The organism is Sinorhizobium sp. 22678 (assembly GCF_052044265.1).
In the GTDB taxonomy this organism is placed as follows: domain Bacteria; phylum Pseudomonadota; class Alphaproteobacteria; order Rhizobiales; family Rhizobiaceae; genus Sinorhizobium; species Sinorhizobium meliloti_A.
This window is the reverse complement of record NZ_JBQEMS010000001.1, coordinates 398,234-414,785: the sequence shown is the minus strand read 5'-3', so window position 1 is coordinate 414,785 and position 16,552 is coordinate 398,234. Positions and strand designations below refer to the sequence as shown.

The window sequence follows — 16,552 nt, the reverse complement described above, 5'->3', positions numbered from 1 at the left end:
GTACGTCGAATTGGCCCATCGACCCATCGACCCATCGACGTGATCCGGGGAACATTCATGACCGAAATCATTTCCTATGCCGATTTCGAACGCGTCGACATACGTGTCGGTACAATCGTGGAAGCGGAACCCTTTCCCGAGGCGCGCAAGCCGGCAATCAAGCTCAAGATCGATTTCGGCCCTGACATCGGCATCAGGAAATCCTCCGCGCAAATCACGGCGCACTACAAGCCCGAGGAACTCGTCGGCAGGCAGGTTCTGGGTGTCGTCAATTTCCCGCCGCGCCAGATCGGCCCCGTCCGTTCCGAGGTGCTCACGCTCGGCTTCGAAGACGAGGCCGGTGCGATCGTGCTCGCATCCACCGACAAGCCGGTGCCGAACGGCAAGAAGCTGATGTGATCGTCCCCGTATTTACGTCGGCACACGCACCGTCGCGCGCAGGCCGCCGAGGGGGCTGTCTGCGAGCGTGACATTGCCGCCATGGCTGCGGGCGATGTCGCGGGCAACGGCAAGGCCGAGGCCGGTGCCGGAACTGTCGAGATTGCGGGCTTCGTCCAGGCGGAAGAACGGTTTGAACACGTCTTCGCGTGACCGCTCGGGAATGCCCGGGCCGTCGTCATCGACTGTGATGGTCAGCCATTTCGCGCTCTGGCGGGCCTCGATATGCACGGTGTTCGCATAGCGATAGGCGTTGGATGCGAGATTGGAGATGAGCCGCGTGAAGGCGTTCGGCCTCACGTGAATCTCGTTCTCGCCCTGGATCTCGGTCGTCAGCGTCTTGCCGTACAACTCCGCCTCCGCCGAAAGCCGCGCCATCAGATCGCTGAGTTTCAGCTGGCCGACATCCTCTTCCGCGTCTCCTCGGGCGAAGGCGAGGTAGCCTTCCAGCATGTTCTGCATGTCCTCCACGTCCTGGTTGAGGCTTTCGAGGTCCGGATTGTTGCCCACAAGTGCCAGCTGCAGCTTGAACCGGGTCAGGATCGTCCTCAAGTCGTGGCTGACACCGGTCAGCATCGCGGTGCGCTGTTCGATCTGGCGCTCGATCCGCTCGCGCATCAGGATGAAGGCGAGACCGGCCCGCCGAATTTCATTGGCACCCCGCGGTGCGAAATCGTCGATCTTCTGTCCCTTGCCGAAGCTCTCCGCTGCGCTTGCGAGCGCCAGGATCGGCCTGATCTGCCCGCGCAGGAAGAGAATCGCGATCGTCAGCAGGACGAGGGACGCGCCGACCATCCATACGAGGAAGATGTGTGTGTTCGATGCATAGGCCTGGTTGCGGCGGGCATAGACCCTGAGAATGCGGTCGTCTTCGAGCTTGATACGAATTTCCACGATCTTCGAATTGCCGACCGTATCGATCCAGAAGGGACGCCGGATCTGGTCCGAAATCTCCTCGCTGAGGATCTGGTCGAGGATTTCGAAGAAGGGCTTGGGGCGTGGCGGCGGCAGCTCTCCGCCGGGCTCGACGGTTATGTTGAGGTCGAGCTGATCGCGGGCGATGCGGACGATCTGGTCGATATCGCCCTCCCGCGGGAAGGTCGTGATCAGGTCGACGATGGCGGCGATGTCGTTGGTCACCGCCGAGGAGAGGCGCTGGGTGACGAGTTGCCAGTGCCGCTCCATGAACACGAAGGCGACCACGGACTGCAGCAGCACCATCGGGATGACGACGATCAGAAGCGAGCGCGCGTAAAGACCCATCGGCAGCCGGCGCCGCAGCCAGCGGACCACGCGCTTCCAGCCGCCGTCCGCGGGTGTCGTTCCTTCGCGCTTCAAACCGTCAAAGCTTGCCATGGCCCTTGATCCGGCACTCGTTTCTGCCCATCGTCAGTCAACGCTCAGCCGGTAACCGATGCCGCGAACGGTCTGCAGCCAGACGGGGTTGGAAGGATCGTCCTCGATTTTACGCCTTAGCCGGTTTATCTGCACGTCTATCGTCCGCTCGCCGACCTCGGCGTCGTCGCCGATCAGCTCGTGGCGCGGAATGGTTTCGCCGGCGCGCTGCGAAAACAGCGTCATGATCTCCTGCTCACGGTCGGTGAGGCGGATATGGTCGGCTCCGCGGCGCAGTTCCTTGCGCACGACCGAGAAGGTGTAGGGCCCGAAAATAACCTGATCGACCTTATGTGTCTGTGTCGGCTGGTTGCGGCGCAGAATATTGTTGATGCGGAGCACGAGTTCGCGCGGCTCGAAAGGCTTCGGCAGGTAATCGTCGGCGCCCGCCTCCAGCCCTTCGATACGCGAATTCGCCTCCGCCAGCGCCGTCAGCATGATGATCGGCACCGACTTGATCTGCCTGAGACTTTGCGTCAGAGCGATGCCGCTTTCCCCCGGCATCATCACGTCGACGACCAGAAGATCGAAATCGATTCCTATCAGCTTTCGCCGGGCCTCGTCGGCATCGGCTGCCGTCGTTACGCGAAATCCCTGTTCGACCAGATAGCGGTTGAGCAGGTCGCGGATGCGCCGGTCATCGTCGACGACCAGAAGATGCGCCGCATCGTCGGAGACTGTCGCCTTTGCTATCATCTTTCGCTACCCTCATTGCCCGTCAAGCCGGAAAGGCTGCGCCAAAAATGCCGGAGACCGTGCAGCACAGGCGCCGCGGTCTCCCATTCTCATTCAAGGGGCTACCCGTTCTGCCACGAACGACGAGCCGACGTCCAATCAGACGCGCACAGGTCGCGTAACATTTTGAATCGTTGTGTGACTCTCGGGCGGCTTCCCTGCAGCGCCGCACAGTGAATCAGCCCGCAACGTCGTTCATCATGTTGGCGAGAAACCGCTTCACGGTTTCCCGCGCACCCGGTCCGGCCCTTGCCAATGCATCCGCTATGCGGCGGGACTGTGGTTCGGCAAGCGCCCGCGCCAGGGCCTGGCCTTCCGGCGTCGTGTAGAGCATGCGCTGCCGCCGGTCTTCGGGACCGGTTACCTGCCGGATATAGCCGGAATCGATCAACTGCTTGAGGACACGGGCAAGGCTCTGCTTGGTGATCTTCAGCGTTTCGAGAAGGTCCGCGACCGTCATGCCGGGTTCGCGGTTCACGAAATGCACGACGCGATGATGCGCGCGGCCGAATCCGCTCTTCTCGAGAATGGCGTCCGGGTCGCCGGTGAAGTCGCGATAGGCAAAGAAAAGCAACTCGATGATCTCGAAATCTATCGTGTCCACATCTTCGCCAGCGCTGTCGCTTACGCTCTTGTTCCTGATCTGGCCGACCACGCGGTCATATCCTTTCAATCGAAATGCCGTTAGCGAAACATACCGCAATATATGTCAGTTTGGTTGACATATTTCCATCGAGTCGCATTCATTCAGGGCGAAGACACGCACATGGCGCCTCGGCGACACGCAGAAAAGGCGGCCGCAGCCGCCTTTTGCATTACGATGGATGTCGCCTGAAGACTCACGCCTGCTTGCCGACGAACTGCCCGACAATGCCGTTGAGAACGCCGCCGCCGACGAGAGCGCCGATTGCCTGCATGGCCAGACCGGTCGCGGCGGCCTCTCCGCCAAGCATCTGGATCAGGAACCCGCCGCCGAGGCCGCCGATGGCACCGACGATCGTGCGTGCCACGACTCCGAATGCCTGCTGCTTCAGCATGGCGCTGGCGGCGTTTCCGCCAGCTGCCCCCGCAATCAACTGGGTAATGATAGGCACTAATGCTTCCATCGATCCCTCCGTCCTGCGACCCCTCATCCAGAGCCGCGACATACCGGACAATCCGGCACGGGAAGGTTGAAGGCGACGGGGAGAATTGTCAATTTTGCCACCACTGGTGTTGGCCACAGGCGGCGATCCGGAAGCGGGCCTGTGGGATAGTCGCTTGAGTTGTTTCGGGAATTTATTTCGGGCGCGCGCGAGCGCACGAGGATCCTCGAAGCGGCATCGCTCGTGCTCTCTCCTGCCGGCGCGCTTCCGACGGGTGATTCGCCATGACGCAGCGTTCTTAAATTGACGCTGCGCCACTGTGCTTTCCCGCTTTTCGCCTGACGATTAGCGATAGACGTAGACAACCCTTCTTGTCCCCGGATCGACAAGGACGGGCTGGCCATTAATGGTCACGTACTGATACTCGTAGTCGGGAATTGGCTGGACGGCCACCGTGTTCGGCAGCGTGGCACCGACGACGGCCTCTCCATCTACATAGACGGTGTCGACCGGGTTCTCGGTGATATAGGTGCGGACCGTAGGAGGCGGAGTCACCGCTTCGACCTGCTCGACCGGACCCACCAGTTCGAGCGGTTCGGACGGCGCCACCACGGTCTCGCCCTCATAGGCGACCGTCGGGACCGAGAGCTCCGTGCGGCGTTCCTGGATGACGGCTGTCGTACCGCCCATGTCCGTGGCCAGGTAACGGGCGTAAGCCCAGCCGCGCAAGCCGTTGACGTCGATGCGGCACCAGTTGCTTCCCTCCATGCAGCCGTCGAGCACGGCAGCACTGCCGCGCGTGGCGACACCGACCGCAGGATATTGCGGGCCGGGTCCCGCACGCACATTGAGGTCCGTCAGCGTCGTTGCGCTCATTTCGGCATGGGCTGCGGGAATGGCGGCGAGCATCGCGCCGGCTGCCAAAGCCGCTCTGAGCGGGGCCGCTTTGAACAGAGTTGGAGAGAGGGTCTTCATCATCTTGCTCCTTCATTTGCAGGCCAGAACGCGCCGCGCTGCAGGGATGTTCCCCCCGTCACATCACGAAATGCAGGGATGAAACATATTGCCGTCGCCAAGCGTTGCCCGGACTGAAGGAAGCCGACGAAGTCTTCGCTCTATTGTTGGCCGGCAAGGCGCGGCTGAATTATCGATTTCTATCCGACACAGGATGGCTCCAAGCCGGGAGTGACGAGATGCAAGGTGAGATTTCGGACGATGCCAAGCTTGCCGCCAAACGGTTGCGTCCGCTGGTGGTGGTCGTCGTGACAGCCAAGCTCGTGGTTTCGGTGCTGTTGCTCGCGACGGTGCACTATTCGCCGCCGGCTTCGGAAATCGTGGCCCTGCGCTGATTTGCGCTGTCATACCGCTCGCTTATCGCTATAGCTGGGAAAACGGCCTGGATCGGGAAGGGCTTCTCACTTCCAGGCTACCTCACGAGCAAGAGCGAGGCATGGTCCGATGTTACAGGCAGGCATTATCCCGGTAACGCATTTCGAGCAGAACTGTACGGTCCTGTTCGATAGCGAGACCAAGGAAGGCGTGGTCGTCGATCCCGGCGGCGACGTCGACATCATCCTGCAGACGATCCGCGAGAACGGCATCGCGTTGAAGGCTATCTGGCTCACACATGGTCACATCGATCACGCCGGCGGCGCCAAGGAATTGAAAGAAGCACTGGGGCTCGACATTGTCGGACCCCACAAGGACGACCTTCCGCTGCTAGAACGGCTGGAGGATCAGGCGGAGCGCTTCGGCCTCGCGATGAAGGTTCAGAACGTCGTACCGGACCGCTGGCTTGAAGAGGGCGATACCGTCTCCTTCGGCAACCACGTCTTCGAGGTCTTGCATTGCCCCGGCCACGCGCCCGGTCATGTGGTCTATTTCAACCGGGCACAAAACTTCGCCCATGTCGGCGACGTGCTTTTTCACGGCTCCATCGGCCGCACCGACCTGCCGGGCGGCAATCATCAGCAGCTTCTGGATTCGATCCGGGACAAGATACTGCCGCTCGGGGACAATGTGGGCTTCATCTGCGGCCACGGACCGGGCGGGCAGATCGGTGAAGAGCGACGCAGCAATCCGTTTCTCCGCGGTCTTTGACGAGCGGTGCGAATAGAAAAGGGCGCATGACTTTTCCAGTCATGCGCCCTTTCGGTTCATACGCGTTTTCAGCCGGCGTTGCAGAAATGGCTGCGGCCGTCATAGCCGACGAAGGTTCCGGTGTCCGGATCGAACGAGCGATAGCGCTGCGAGCAATAGCGATACCAAGCCGGTGTCCAGGGCTCGAGGCCGTAGGTCTCGACCGCCACAGGACGATAGACGGGCCGATAAACCGGGCGCGGACGATAGACGGGGCGGGGCTCGTAATAGTCGGGCTCCGGATCGATATAGACCCGCTCGCCATAATAGCGCGGCGGCGGCGGCGAAGCGATCGCGCTGCCGATGAGCGCGCCTGCGGCCAAGCCGACGGCGCCCGCTACCCATGCATCGTCGTTATTGCGATGGCGGTGCCCTGCCTGGGCGGTGCCGAAGGTCGGGATAACGATGGCGGCCGCGGCGACCGACAGGACGGCTGCTTTGATGAATTTGTTCATGGGCTTCAATCCTATGCATGCGACCGGATGGTTTCCGGATTTCATGATGAACAAAGTCTATATAAGCCAAACTGAACGGAGCCTGAACAAAAAACCCGGCAAAACTGCCGGGCTCGAACTTAACTTTCAGCAGAGAACAGCGTTAGCCGACGATCTGCAGGTTGACCGCCTTCGGTCCCTTGCCGCGGCGATCCGGCTCGGTGTCGAAGGATACCTTCTGGTTTTCCGTGAGGCCGCTGAGGCCCGAGGCCTGCACGGCAGAAATATGCACGAAGATGTCCGCGCCACCGTTCTCAGGCTTGATGAAGCCAAAGCCCTTGTCTGTGTTGAAGAATTTTACAGTGCCAGTCTCGGCCATGCGTCAGGTCCTTTTCTCTCCACCCGCGTTGCGGGCAGCATTGCAGTTTTGCCCGGTATGGGCGTGGGGGCAGTTCTCGACAATTGAGGAAAGGGTCCTGGTTATCGCGACCAGCCGCAGGAAGGAATAACAGCCTCCCCCCGTTGGCCGCCCGGAGTGGGTTGCGTCTCCGGCCCGCTTTTATTCAAGATCTTCCCGTGTTCGCAGATTGCCCGAACACAGTAAGAGTGATGGGTTTATTTTGAATTGGCAAGCAAAACTTTTCTGACGAGGTATTGCGTCTTCTCATTGCTCAAAAAGAGGTCAGTTGGTCGTTTTGACTCGCCTGTTCAAAAAGCATCGCAAGCTGTTGAATTCAAAGCTTTTCAACCAAGGATCGGGATGCGGCTGGATCATTTGCGCCAAATTGCGTCGCTCATGGGTATGCCGCAACTTTGTGCAGCCTGGTTTCTCGGTCCAAGCGCCTGATATCGCTCGTCGTTCACGCAGCGCACGGGTGCGAGGGGCCATGGCCTGCAGGCCTACAGAAAAACTGCAGGATATATTGCCGACTCAAGCGCAATTCACAGTTCCAAGCAAAATTGAGGGGTTTCCGAGAGTATTAGTAGTATTAACCCCGATGCGAACCGCGCGGAGAAATTGCACGGAACGGCCAGCAGAAACCGCTGTTCAGACAGCAGCTTCGGCGGCCTCGCCGCGTTTCTTCGTCAGTTCCGGCACGAGCTCGACCGCAAGCATGGCCAGGAAGATGACGGCGCAGCCGACGTAGCCGACCGGAGTGATGGTCTCTCCGAGCAGCAGCACCCCGAACAGGGCGGCGAAGAGCGCTTCGCTCGAGAGGAAGATGGCAGCCTGCGGCGCCGTCGTATAGCGTTGGCCGACGACTTGGCAGATGAACGCGATGCCGCTCGAGAAGATCCCGGCGTAGAGGATCTGCGGGAGGGCGCCGCTGATCGCGTCAAGGCTCAGCGGCTCGAGCAGCCCGGCCAGTGCGCAGCCTGCAACGGCACAGACGGCGAACTGCGTCGTCGACAGGAGCATCGGCCGGCCCGTGGCCGGAGCGAATAAGCCGACCAACATCAGCTGAACCGCCCAGAACAGGGCACAGACGATCGTCAGCATGTCTCCGCCGGTCAGCGCCGAAAGCGCGCCGCCACTCAGGAGAAAGATGCCGAAAGCCGCGAGCAGGGCGGCCGGCCAGATGACCCAGTGCGGCCGGCGGCGCAGGAAGACGACAGTCAGTACCGGGACGAATACCACGTAGAGCCCGGTCAGGAAGCCGGAATTGGTGACGGTGGTGGTGAGGAGGCCGTATTGTTGCGTGACGGCTCCGCCGAAAAGCGCCAGTCCGACGAAGACGAAGTTGCGCATGGCGTTGCGCGGCAAGGGCGCAGCGGCCTGCCTGTTTTCAAGGAGCGCCAGGGGCAGTGCCACGAGTGTCGCGATCGCAAAGCGCAGGCCGATGAACCAGAGCGGTCCGATCGCGTCCATCGCCGTCGACTGCGCTACGAAGCCCGCACCCCAGATTGCACCGGAGAACAGGAGGAAGAGATTGGCTTGAATGCGAGTCACCGCTGGCTCCGGGTCGTGGTCCTGCTCACGGGAGGCGCGCGATCTTCGCGCCATATTCCGCGACTTTCGAGAATCACTCCGAAGCCATGCTGCTCAGGTGATTGCGACCTCGCTCTATCAGTTGCGTTTTTTTCGGGCAAGCCGCTCCGTGTCGCCGTCAGGCTGGGCAGCCGTTCCGTAGCGGACTCATTGCGTCGGAGCTTTGGAGACCCTGAGCACTGCGCCGTCCTCCTCGTCGGTGACCATGATCAGTGCCCCGTCGGAAGCGACGATGACGTCGCGGATGCGGCCGAATTCGCCGTCGAACAGCCGTTCCTCGTTGGTCACGGCGCCGGTCTCGTCGCGGTCCAGGCGGGCAAGCAACTGGTACTTCAGTGCCGCGATCAAAAGGTCGCCGTTCCACTCCGGAAACATTTGGCCGCGATAAACGGCGATCGCGCCGGGCGCGATCGATGGGTCCCAATAGAAGAGCGGCTGCTCAAGACCTTCCTTCGCGGTGCCCTCACCGATCTCCACTCCGGAATAATCCTTGCCGAAGGTGATCACCGGCCAGCCGTAGTTTCTGCCGGGCTGCGGGTTGTTCACCTCGTCGCCGCCGCGCGCGCCGTGCTCGACGGTCAAAAGCTTGCCGTCTTCGGGATCGAAGGCGATACCCTGGGGGTTGCGGTGCCCTATGGACCAGATCTCGGCCAGGCCGCCGGTGCCGCCGCGATAGGGATTGGAGGCGGGAATGCTGCCGTCGGCGTTGATGTGGAGGATCGAACCGGCATGGTCGCGCGGGTCCTGGGCGCGCTCGCCTTCGCCGCGATCGCCGATGCCGAAGAACAGGCTGCCGTCCTTGTCGATGGCGATGCGCGAGCCGAAGTGCTGCCCCTTCCGGGTGAACCTGTTCATCCGGAAGATCTCCTTCACATCCCTCAGGCTCTGTTCGTCCTGCGAAAGAGCCGCCCGCACGAGAACGGTGCCGTAACCACCATCACCGCGGACGGAAAGAGTGAGATAGAGAGTCCTGTTGGTCGCAAATTGCCGATCGAGGGCGACGTCCAGAAGACCGCCCTGGCCGTGTGCGGCCGCTTTCGGCACCCCTTTGATCGCAGCCGACAGCTTGCCGTCGCGCAGGATGCGCAGCCGGCCGGGTCGTTCGGTGACGATCAGCGCCCCGTCAGGCATGGCTTCGACCGCCCAGGGATGCTCCAGCCCCGAGGCAAGCGTCTCGACGAGAACGGTTCCTGTCTGCGTGGAAAATTCGCGCCTCTCCTGCGCAGCGGCAGGGGAAGAGGCGAAGGCCAGAAAGAGCGAGACTGCAGCCGCCGCCGAGAATGTAAACAATGTTCCGATGTCCCTTGAGCCGCCAGTATTCCAGCGCGAGTGCCGCATTGCATTCCTCCGGTCCGTCCGTCTGAGCAAATGCATCGTGCCGTCTCGGAGGTCCGAACGCGCGAGCAACGCGCAAACTGGAGCGGCACGCACCGGCCTTCAAGTCAAATCGGATCAAAACGGCTTTATCGCACCGATCCTGTGGTGAGCGGTCCCGGCGCTTCTCGGATCGCCTCGAGGCGCGTCGGCTGGGGTTCGCCTTCCGTCGCCGGACGATGTCGTCCTCCGGAGTTTTGCTGGAGCAGATACTGCGCGACCTCGTCTTTCGCCTTCACGTAGAAGCCTTTGCCGACGAGCATCAGGCCGGCAAGGGCGAATAGGGCGACAATCGCAACGAGGATTGTCTGGACCGCCGACAGTCGTGCAAAGAGGTCGGCGTTCGGCTGCGACCCGTTATCGTTGTCAGCCATGGCGCGCGGCTTCGGACTGGACGTGGGCCGTCGCGGGCTGCTGCCCGATGTCGGCTTGCGTCGTCACCTGCGTCATCAATCCGAGGACCATCACGATGCAGGCCGCAAGTGCGGCGAGCGCGATATAGAAACCCCAGCGTGCCTCGTTGCGGCGGGTGCGCGAGGCGGCGACTTCATCATCGAGAAACATAGCATACCCCCAAGATGCCGATGCATCCGCATCGCGAATTGGCGCTTGGAAATCGGCTCTTGCGGGACGGAATTGCGGCGCGCTGAGACAGTTGTTGTGGCGAAAAAAAGGCACGTCTCGGTCGCGAAAAAGCGCGGGAGTATCCGGGCGGAGGCGCGTCGACCGATGGTGCGCCGGCAGCCGCCCGTGGCAATCCGGTTTCGATCGATTGCTTTGATCGCACCCATGAAACTTTGTCATGGTGACGCATTTTGCGCTGACTTGCCGCCGTTTTTCGCCTGAGGCGCTTGCAAGACCGGGCGTCTTTCGACATAGACCTAACCGCTAGGGAACCCCGGTTTTCCGTTCCGTAGCGTCTCACGCCGTCTCGAAACGATCAGGAAACACACCATGGCCTTCCTTGCCGATGCCCTTTCCCGTGTAAAGCCGTCCGCCACCATCGCTGTTTCGCAGAAAGCCCGCGAGTTGAAAGCGAAAGGCCGCGATGTCATCGGCCTCGGCGCAGGGGAGCCGGACTTCGACACGCCTGACAACATCAAGAAGGCCGCGATCGACGCGATCGATCGCGGCGAGACGAAGTACACGCCGGTTTCCGGCATTCCGGAACTGCGCGAAGCCATCGCGAAGAAGTTCAAGCGCGAGAACAATCTCGACTACACCGCGGCGCAGACGATCGTCGGCACCGGCGGAAAGCAGATTCTCTTCAACGCCTTCATGGCGACGCTCAACCCGGACGACGAAGTCGTGATCCCGGCGCCGTACTGGGTCTCCTATCCGGAAATGGTGGCGCTGTGCGGCGGCACACCCGTCTTCGTCTCGACCAAGCAGGAGAACAATTTCAAGCTCAAGGCCGAGGATCTCGACCGCGCGATCACGCCGAAGACCAAGTGGTTCGTCTTCAACTCGCCGTCCAACCCCTCGGGCGCGGCCTATTCGCATGAGGAGCTCAAGGCGCTCACGGACGTCCTCATGAAGCATCCGCATGTCTGGGTTCTGACGGACGACATGTACGAGCACCTGACCTATGGCGACTTCAAATTTGCGACCCCCGTCGAAGTCGAGCCCGGCCTCTACGAACGCACGCTGACGATGAACGGCGTCTCCAAGGCCTACGCGATGACCGGCTGGCGCATCGGCTACGCGGCCGGGCCGCTTCATCTGATCAAGGCGATGGACATGATCCAGGGCCAGCAGACTTCGGGCGCCGCCTCGATCGCGCAGTGGGCGGCCGTCGAGGCGCTCAACGGCCCGCAGGACTTCATCGGGCGCAACAAGGAGATCTTCCAGGGCCGCCGCGATCTCGTCGTCTCGATGCTGAACCAGGCCAAGGGCATTTCCTGCCCGACGCCGGAAGGCGCCTTCTACGTCTATCCGTCCTGCGCCGGGTTGATCGGCAAGACCGCGCCCTCGGGCAAGGTCATCGAAACGGATGAGGATTTCGTCTCCGAGCTTTTGGAGACGGAAGGCGTGGCTGTGGTCCACGGCTCGGCCTTCGGCCTCGGCCCGAACTTCCGCATCTCCTACGCGACCTCCGAGGCGCTGCTGGAGGAGGCTTGCCGCCGCATCCAGCGCTTTTGCGCCGCCTGCAGGTAATGCTCCTGCAGACCCACATGAAAGAGCCCGCTGCAACGGCGGGCTTTTTCACGTTCAGAGCTTGATTCAGCGATCTGCCAGTCCGATTCAAGCAGCAGTCCTAGCCCGTTGAAACAGAATCACTTTCGCTTCCGGATCACTTCGACGACGGCGGAGATGTCGTCGCCGTGGCCCCCACTGTCGACGCGGTCGCCCGCCAGCCGCAACATGGGTTGCATGAAATCGGGGGCGACGCCCTGTTCTTCGCTTGCCCTCACGATGTTCCCGAGCGCGATCTTCTGCATGGCGATGTTGGAGACGACATCGCGGCCGTGCATGCCGCTATCGATCTTGCCGGCGAGGTCGGGCAGGGTACCGCTCATCGCCTCGATCCAAGGCAGGAGCAGCGGCAGGAAGTCGACGGCCTTGCCTCCGGCGCTGGTCACCAGCGCGCTCGCGTGCAGGAAGCCCGAGAAGAGCCCGTACATGCCTGACAGCAGCGCTATGTCGTAGAGCGAAGCCAATCCCTCGTCTTCGCCAAGGTGACGGCTTTCGGCAAGGGCCTCGAGGGCCGAACTGTGCCGATCGAATAGCGCATGCGAGCCGCTGTAAAGGATCAGGGCGCCGGCCCCGCCGATCATCGGCGGGATCGCCATGATCCCCCCGTCGAGATAGATCGCTGCCTTGCCCGCCAGCCACGTGCCGAGTTCCCTGGCGTCACCCGGCGTGCCGTTGGTCAGGTTGAGGAGGTCACGGCCGGCAAGCGCCTCCTCCGCCTGTTCCAGGACCGCCCGTGCGGCGGGGTAATCGACGAGGCAGAGGATGGCGAGTTCGCTCGCTGCAATCGCTTCGGCCGGGCTTGCCGCGATCTTCGCACCGGCACCGGCAAGCGGCTCGGCGCGCGATCGCGTCCGGTTCCAGACCGTGACGCTATGGCCGTTCTTGAGAAGCGTGCGTGCAAGCGCCGTCCCCATGGCGCCCATGCCGAGAACTGAAATGCTGCTCATGGATCGTACCTTTCTCGAAATCATTCAGGCGGCGGTCGAGAGCTTCTGGCCCAGGCCGCCGTCGACGGCGAGTTTCGCCCCGGTCGTGAAGGTCGCCTCGAAGGCGAGGAAGAGCACGGCGCGTGCCACTTCATCCGCGGTGCCGTTGCGCTTCATCGGCGTGATGTTGTCGCCGAGCGTCTTGAACTCGGCGCGCTCGGCTTCGGTGATGCCGGCGACGCCCTTGGTCGGCGTGTCGATGAAGCCGGGGCTGACGCTGTTGACCCGGATACCGCGCGGCAGAAGCTCGGCGGCGAGCACGGATGCGAAGGAGACGAGTGCCGCCTTGCTCGCGCTATAGACGCTCATGCCCGGATGGCCACCCTCGTCGGCGACGGAGGAGGTGAAGACGATCGATCCGCCTTCGCGGATCAGAGGCGTCAGCCGCTGCACGGTGAAGAAGGCGCCCTTGGTGTTGACGGCAAACTGGCGGTCATAGGAGGCCTCGCTCACCTGATCGAAGGGCTCGAGCTCAGAGACGCCGGCATTGATGTGCAGGAGATCGATCGCTCCGAGCGTCTGACCGACGGTCGCACCGAGCACGGCGATTTCGTTGAGATCGGCGATGTCCGAGCGCAGTGCATGCACGCGCGGGCCGAACTCTTCCCTGATGCGGGCGAGGTTGCTCTCATTGCGGCCCGTGAGCAGTACCTCGGCGCCGCCTTCGACAAGCCGTCTCACGGTCGCCAGGCCCATGCCATGGGTCCCGCCGATGACGATCGCCTTCTTTCCCTGATAGTTGCCCATGTTCGTTTCCTTTCGGTTCAATAATGATGACCAACAGATGCATCTGTGGACGAACTTGTGCTAGATGGCTCTGCGTGGATCTATCGTTCACGCTTGTGGATGATAGAAAGCCATGGCCAATCTCAACGATTTCACGTTCTTTGTTCACGTCGTGGACCACGGGGGTTTCGCGCCGGCCGCGCGAGCGCTGAACCTGCCGAAATCCACGCTCAGCAAGCGCGTGGCCGAACTGGAAAAGGATCTCGGCGCCCGGTTGATCAACCGCACGTCGCGTCATTTCGCTGTGACCGAAACCGGCAAGGATTTCTATCGCCACGCGGCGGCGATGATGATTGAGGCGGAGGCGGCGGAGAATATCGTCAGGGGCAGACTTGCCGAACCGAGCGGCACGGTGAGGATCACGGCTTCGGTGCCGACCGCGCAGCTGTCCCTGGCGCCGCTCTTGCCGCAGCTCGCACTTGCCTATCCGAAACTGCGGGTGACGCTGCATGCGACGGACCGCTTTGTCGACGTCATCCAGGAAGGCTTCGATCTTGCCGTGCGAGACCATTTCGCACCGCTGCCGGATTCGGGCCTCGTCCAGCGCCGTGTCGGATTTCAGGCTAAGCTGATCGTCGCCTCACCGCTCTATTTGCGAGGGAACGGCACTCCCGAACGCCCGGAGGACCTCGATCGTCATGATGGGCTGCTCACGTCGCTGGCGTCCGAAGGCTGGGTGATGGAGCGCGCCGATGGGGCGACCGTGGCGGTCTCGCCGAGGCCGCGTTTCGTGGCCGACGAATCCCGCGTCCTGCGAGAAGCTGCGCTCGCGGGTCTCGGCATCACCACCTTGCCCGGCAAGCTTTGCCAGCAGGAGATCGAAAGCGGCACGCTTGTCCGCATTCTTCCGGAGTGGACCGCCGGCAAAGTGATGACGACGATCTTGATGCCGCACCGGCGCGGGCAGCTCCCCTCCGTACGGGCAACGGTCGATTTCATCGCCGAGCGTCTCGTCGACGGCTGATGCAAGAAGGCCCGCACGAGGCGGGCCTTGAGAAGAACTCAGCGCTCGGCGAGTGCCGGTTCGCCTTTCTTCTCGCGAATGAGATTCAGGAAGCGGCGGAAGAGGTAGTGGCTGTCCTGCGGGCCTGGCGATGCTTCCGGGTGATGCTGGACGGAGAAGATCGGCCTGCCGCCGACGCGCAGGCCGCAATTGGTGCCGTCGAAGAGCGAGATGTGAGTCTGTTCAACGCCTTGCGGAAGCGAGTTCGCATCGACCGCGAAGCCGTGGTTCATCGAAACGATCTCAACCTTGCCGGTGGTGTGGTCCTTGACCGGGTGGTTGGCGCCGTGGTGTCCCTGGTGCATCTTCTCGGTCTTGGCACCGAGCGCCAGTGCCAGCATCTGGTGGCCGAGGCATATGCCGAAGACCGGGATATCCGTCTTGAGAAGGTCCTGAATGACCGGCACGGCATATTCGCCCGTCGCGGCCGGGTCGCCCGGGCCGTTCGACAGGAAGATGCCGTCCGGCTTGAGCGCGAGGACTTCCTCGGCGCTCGTCTGCGCCGGAACGACGGTGACACGGCAGTTCAGACCGGCGAAGAGGCGCAGGATGTTGCGCTTGACGCCGTAGTCGAGAGCCACGACGTGATAAGCGGCGTCGGTCTCGCCCAGCGTCGAGTAGCCCTCGTTCCAGACCCACGGCTTCTCGTTCCAGCGATAGGACTGCCCGGACGTGGCAACCTTGGCGAGGTCGAGGCCTTCGAGGCCGCTCCAGGCCTTTGCCTCGACCTTCAGCGCCTCGACGTCGAAGACGCCTGCCGGGTCGTGGGCGATGACGCCGTTGGGCATGCCGTTTTCGCGGATCCAGGCCGTCAGCGCCCGCGTGTCGATGCCGCAGAGCCCGATGATGCCGCGCGCCTTCAGCCAGGCGTCGAGGTGCTTGGCGGCGCGGTAGTTGGAGGGCTCGGTGATGTCGGCCTTGAAGATGACGCCGACGGCACCGTTGCGGGCGGCAGGCGTAAGATCCTCGATGTCCTCGTCATTGGCGCCGATATTGCCGATATGCGGGAAGGTGAACGTGACGATCTGGCCGAGATAGGAGGGATCGGTCAGGATTTCCTGGTACCCGGTCAACGCCGTGTTGAAACAGACCTCGGCCTGAACCTTACCGGTCGCGCCGATGCCCTTGCCTTCGATCACCGTGCCGTCGGCCAGAACGAGCAGGGCAGTGGGTTTCTGGATTGTCCATGCGGGTGTCGCGGTCATCGTCTCTATCCCGTTGTGGCCGAAAGCGAGGCTTGAAAGCCGGTCGGTTCAGGGCCATTTCAGATCGCATGCGGCATGGCGCGCGGAAACCCCGCGGGAGAAAGTTCATGCCGATGTACGTGCAGGTGCCGGAAAATAGCCAAAGGCTCTGGCAAGGTCAACCAGACGCTGTGAATTGTTCCGAAATAAAATGCGTTATAATTCAATCGGTTGCCAAAGACGTTTGATTGTGCCTGCCGCACTGGTTTAAGACGATGACAAATGGACGCATCGAACCGGCCCCGCAGATAGAGCCCTGGGGTCGGTTTCGACATGGAGTTAAGACATGCGCGAGCATTTCGCCAATGCACTGAAAGAAGCCCTCAAGGCCAAGGATACCCGGCGCATCTCGACCGTCCGGCTCATCCAGGCTGCGATCAAGGACCGCGACATCGCCAATCGCGGCCACGGCAAGGACCCGGTCGGCGACGACGAGATCCTGCAGATCCTCGCGAAGATGATCAAGCAGCGCGAGGAATCGGCCCGAGTCTATGACGAGGGCGGCCGGCCGGAGCTTGCCGAGCAGGAGCGGCAGGAAATCGCCATCATCAACCAGTTTCTGCCGGAGCAGCTTTCCGAGGAAAAGGTCAAGGAAGTCTGCGCCAAGACCGTCGCGGAAATCGGTGCGCACGGGCTGCGCGACATGGGCAAGTGCATGAACGCCCTGAAGGAGCGTTATCCCGGCAAGATGGACTTCGGCAAGGCCTCCGGGGTGGTCAAGGACCTCCTGAAGTAAGCCGCAGCGCC

At 62.2% G+C, this 16,552-nt stretch carries 20 protein-coding genes; 6 read left to right on the top strand and 14 right to left on the bottom strand.

The genetic code is table 11. The features are described 5' to 3' along the window. Positions 1–57 precede the first annotated feature (57 nt). Positions 58–399: a tRNA-binding protein gene (locus tag ACTJKL_RS02130; protein ID WP_018095636.1), complete on the top strand. Its 342-nt coding sequence runs from the start codon at positions 58–60 to the stop codon at positions 397–399. A 12-nt stretch (positions 400–411) separates the two neighbouring features. On the opposite strand, the gene ACTJKL_RS02125 is transcribed toward ACTJKL_RS02130, so the two are convergent. The 5 genes from ACTJKL_RS02125 to ACTJKL_RS02105 all read right to left on the bottom strand — a co-directional run bounded on the left by ACTJKL_RS02125 (position 412) and on the right by ACTJKL_RS02105 (position 4,628). Continuing rightward, entirely contained in the window at positions 412–1,794 is a 1,383-nt protein-coding gene (locus tag ACTJKL_RS02125) for an ATP-binding protein (RefSeq protein ID WP_100671822.1), read from the bottom strand. A 33-nt stretch (positions 1,795–1,827) separates the two neighbouring features. Next, on the bottom strand, positions 1,828–2,529 hold the full coding sequence (locus ACTJKL_RS02120; protein WP_013844742.1) for a response regulator: 702 nt from the start codon (positions 2,527–2,529) through the stop codon (positions 1,828–1,830). A gap of 217 nt (positions 2,530–2,746) precedes the next feature. Further along, a complete protein-coding gene (locus tag ACTJKL_RS02115; protein ID WP_026168663.1) occupies positions 2,747–3,223 on the bottom strand; it encodes a MarR family winged helix-turn-helix transcriptional regulator in 477 nt (158 codons plus the stop codon). Between the two features lie 184 nt (positions 3,224–3,407). Continuing rightward, a complete protein-coding gene (locus tag ACTJKL_RS02110; protein WP_100671820.1) occupies positions 3,408–3,674 on the bottom strand; it encodes a hypothetical protein in 267 nt (88 codons plus the stop codon). 324 nt (positions 3,675–3,998) lie between these two features. Then, the gene (locus ACTJKL_RS02105; RefSeq protein WP_275597558.1) at positions 3,999–4,628 is read right to left on the bottom strand and encodes a DUF1236 domain-containing protein; all 630 of its coding nucleotides are present in this window, start codon (positions 4,626–4,628) and stop codon (positions 3,999–4,001) included. A gap of 218 nt (positions 4,629–4,846) precedes the next feature. Here ACTJKL_RS02105 and ACTJKL_RS02100 point away from each other — a divergent pair, with 218 nt between their 5' ends. Continuing rightward, positions 4,847–5,002 carry a hypothetical protein gene (locus ACTJKL_RS02100; protein WP_080636519.1) on the top strand — a complete coding sequence of 52 codons (156 nt, stop codon included), beginning with the start codon at positions 4,847–4,849 and terminating at the stop codon, positions 5,000–5,002. Positions 5,003–5,111: 109 nt separating this feature from the next. Next, entirely contained in the window at positions 5,112–5,753 is a 642-nt protein-coding gene (locus ACTJKL_RS02095; protein ID WP_275597559.1) for an MBL fold metallo-hydrolase, read from the top strand. A 68-nt stretch (positions 5,754–5,821) separates the two neighbouring features. Here the strand turns inward: ACTJKL_RS02095 and ACTJKL_RS02090 are convergent, their stop codons facing one another. From ACTJKL_RS02090 to ACTJKL_RS02065, 6 genes are all read right to left on the bottom strand, one after another. After that, positions 5,822–6,247, bottom strand: a complete 426-nt coding sequence (locus ACTJKL_RS02090) for a BA14K family protein (protein WP_100671817.1) — start codon at positions 6,245–6,247, stop codon at positions 5,822–5,824. A gap of 142 nt (positions 6,248–6,389) precedes the next feature. After that, positions 6,390–6,605 (bottom strand): cold-shock protein, encoded by a 216-nt coding sequence (locus tag ACTJKL_RS02085; RefSeq protein WP_003532915.1) that lies wholly within the window; start codon positions 6,603–6,605, stop codon positions 6,390–6,392. A gap of 669 nt (positions 6,606–7,274) precedes the next feature. Continuing rightward, positions 7,275–8,177 (bottom strand): DMT family transporter, encoded by a 903-nt coding sequence (locus tag ACTJKL_RS02080; protein ID WP_440852051.1) that lies wholly within the window; start codon positions 8,175–8,177, stop codon positions 7,275–7,277. Between the two features lie 186 nt (positions 8,178–8,363). Continuing rightward, positions 8,364–9,554, bottom strand: coding sequence for a PQQ-dependent sugar dehydrogenase (locus tag ACTJKL_RS02075; RefSeq protein WP_440852050.1), 1,191 nt, complete (start codon positions 9,552–9,554; stop codon positions 8,364–8,366). A gap of 125 nt (positions 9,555–9,679) precedes the next feature. Next, positions 9,680–9,964, bottom strand: a complete 285-nt coding sequence (locus ACTJKL_RS02070) for a hypothetical protein (RefSeq protein ID WP_440852049.1) — start codon at positions 9,962–9,964, stop codon at positions 9,680–9,682. Further along, complete coding sequence (locus tag ACTJKL_RS02065) at positions 9,957–10,154, bottom strand: hypothetical protein (protein WP_018095625.1); 198 nt, start codon at positions 10,152–10,154, stop codon at positions 9,957–9,959. The genes ACTJKL_RS02070 and ACTJKL_RS02065 overlap by 8 nt, the downstream gene beginning before the upstream one ends. 390 nt (positions 10,155–10,544) lie before the next feature. Here ACTJKL_RS02065 and ACTJKL_RS02060 point away from each other — a divergent pair, with 390 nt between their 5' ends. Further along, a complete protein-coding gene (locus ACTJKL_RS02060; RefSeq protein ID WP_440852048.1) occupies positions 10,545–11,747 on the top strand; it encodes a pyridoxal phosphate-dependent aminotransferase in 1,203 nt (400 codons plus the stop codon). A 119-nt stretch (positions 11,748–11,866) separates the two neighbouring features. Here ACTJKL_RS02060 and ACTJKL_RS02055 read toward each other — a convergent pair whose 3' ends face one another. Next, entirely contained in the window at positions 11,867–12,733 is an 867-nt protein-coding gene (locus tag ACTJKL_RS02055) for an NAD(P)-dependent oxidoreductase (RefSeq protein ID WP_440852047.1), read from the bottom strand. 24 nt (positions 12,734–12,757) lie between these two features. Continuing rightward, positions 12,758–13,519: an SDR family oxidoreductase gene (locus ACTJKL_RS02050; protein ID WP_018095622.1), complete on the bottom strand. Its 762-nt coding sequence runs from the start codon at positions 13,517–13,519 to the stop codon at positions 12,758–12,760. Between the two features lie 112 nt (positions 13,520–13,631). Between ACTJKL_RS02050 and ACTJKL_RS02045 the strand changes: the two genes are divergently transcribed. Then, positions 13,632–14,522: a LysR substrate-binding domain-containing protein gene (locus ACTJKL_RS02045; RefSeq protein ID WP_440852046.1), complete on the top strand. Its 891-nt coding sequence runs from the start codon at positions 13,632–13,634 to the stop codon at positions 14,520–14,522. A gap of 38 nt (positions 14,523–14,560) precedes the next feature. On the opposite strand, the gene carA is transcribed toward ACTJKL_RS02045, so the two are convergent. After that, positions 14,561–15,766 (bottom strand): glutamine-hydrolyzing carbamoyl-phosphate synthase small subunit, encoded by a 1,206-nt coding sequence (gene carA / locus ACTJKL_RS02040; RefSeq protein ID WP_440852045.1) that lies wholly within the window; start codon positions 15,764–15,766, stop codon positions 14,561–14,563. Positions 15,767–16,091: 325 nt separating this feature from the next. Here carA and ACTJKL_RS02035 point away from each other — a divergent pair, with 325 nt between their 5' ends. Continuing rightward, positions 16,092–16,541: a GatB/YqeY domain-containing protein gene (locus ACTJKL_RS02035; protein ID WP_018095619.1), complete on the top strand. Its 450-nt coding sequence runs from the start codon at positions 16,092–16,094 to the stop codon at positions 16,539–16,541. Positions 16,542–16,552: the final 11 nt, after the last annotated feature.

Bases quoted from the DNA above. Each gene is read 5' to 3' on its own strand.
- ACTJKL_RS02090 (WP_100671817.1), bottom strand. From the start codon at position 6,247: ATGAACAAATTCATCAAAGCAGCCGTCCTGTCGGTCGCCGCGGCCGCC.
- carA (WP_440852045.1), bottom strand. From the start codon at position 15,766: ATGACCGCGACACCCGCATGGACAATCCAGAAACCCACTGCCCTGCTC.
- ACTJKL_RS02095 (WP_275597559.1), top strand. From the start codon at position 5,112: ATGTTACAGGCAGGCATTATCCCGGTAACGCATTTCGAGCAGAACTGT.
- ACTJKL_RS02100 (WP_080636519.1), top strand. From the start codon at position 4,847: ATGCAAGGTGAGATTTCGGACGATGCCAAGCTTGCCGCCAAACGGTTG.
- ACTJKL_RS02055 (WP_440852047.1), bottom strand. From the start codon at position 12,733: ATGAGCAGCATTTCAGTTCTCGGCATGGGCGCCATGGGGACGGCGCTT.
- ACTJKL_RS02070 (WP_440852049.1), bottom strand. From the start codon at position 9,964: ATGGCTGACAACGATAACGGGTCGCAGCCGAACGCCGACCTCTTTGCA.
- ACTJKL_RS02110 (WP_100671820.1), bottom strand. From the start codon at position 3,674: ATGGAAGCATTAGTGCCTATCATTACCCAGTTGATTGCGGGGGCAGCT.
- ACTJKL_RS02035 (WP_018095619.1), top strand. From the start codon at position 16,092: ATGCGCGAGCATTTCGCCAATGCACTGAAAGAAGCCCTCAAGGCCAAG.
- ACTJKL_RS02125 (WP_100671822.1), bottom strand. From the start codon at position 1,794: ATGGCAAGCTTTGACGGTTTGAAGCGCGAAGGAACGACACCCGCGGAC.
- ACTJKL_RS02075 (WP_440852050.1), bottom strand. From the start codon at position 9,554: ATGCGGCACTCGCGCTGGAATACTGGCGGCTCAAGGGACATCGGAACA.
- ACTJKL_RS02085 (WP_003532915.1), bottom strand. From the start codon at position 6,605: ATGGCCGAGACTGGCACTGTAAAATTCTTCAACACAGACAAGGGCTTT.
- ACTJKL_RS02065 (WP_018095625.1), bottom strand. From the start codon at position 10,154: ATGTTTCTCGATGATGAAGTCGCCGCCTCGCGCACCCGCCGCAACGAG.
- ACTJKL_RS02120 (WP_013844742.1), bottom strand. From the start codon at position 2,529: ATGATAGCAAAGGCGACAGTCTCCGACGATGCGGCGCATCTTCTGGTC.
- ACTJKL_RS02045 (WP_440852046.1), top strand. From the start codon at position 13,632: ATGGCCAATCTCAACGATTTCACGTTCTTTGTTCACGTCGTGGACCAC.
- ACTJKL_RS02060 (WP_440852048.1), top strand. From the start codon at position 10,545: ATGGCCTTCCTTGCCGATGCCCTTTCCCGTGTAAAGCCGTCCGCCACC.
- ACTJKL_RS02105 (WP_275597558.1), bottom strand. From the start codon at position 4,628: ATGAAGACCCTCTCTCCAACTCTGTTCAAAGCGGCCCCGCTCAGAGCG.
- ACTJKL_RS02130 (WP_018095636.1), top strand. From the start codon at position 58: ATGACCGAAATCATTTCCTATGCCGATTTCGAACGCGTCGACATACGT.
- ACTJKL_RS02050 (WP_018095622.1), bottom strand. From the start codon at position 13,519: ATGGGCAACTATCAGGGAAAGAAGGCGATCGTCATCGGCGGGACCCAT.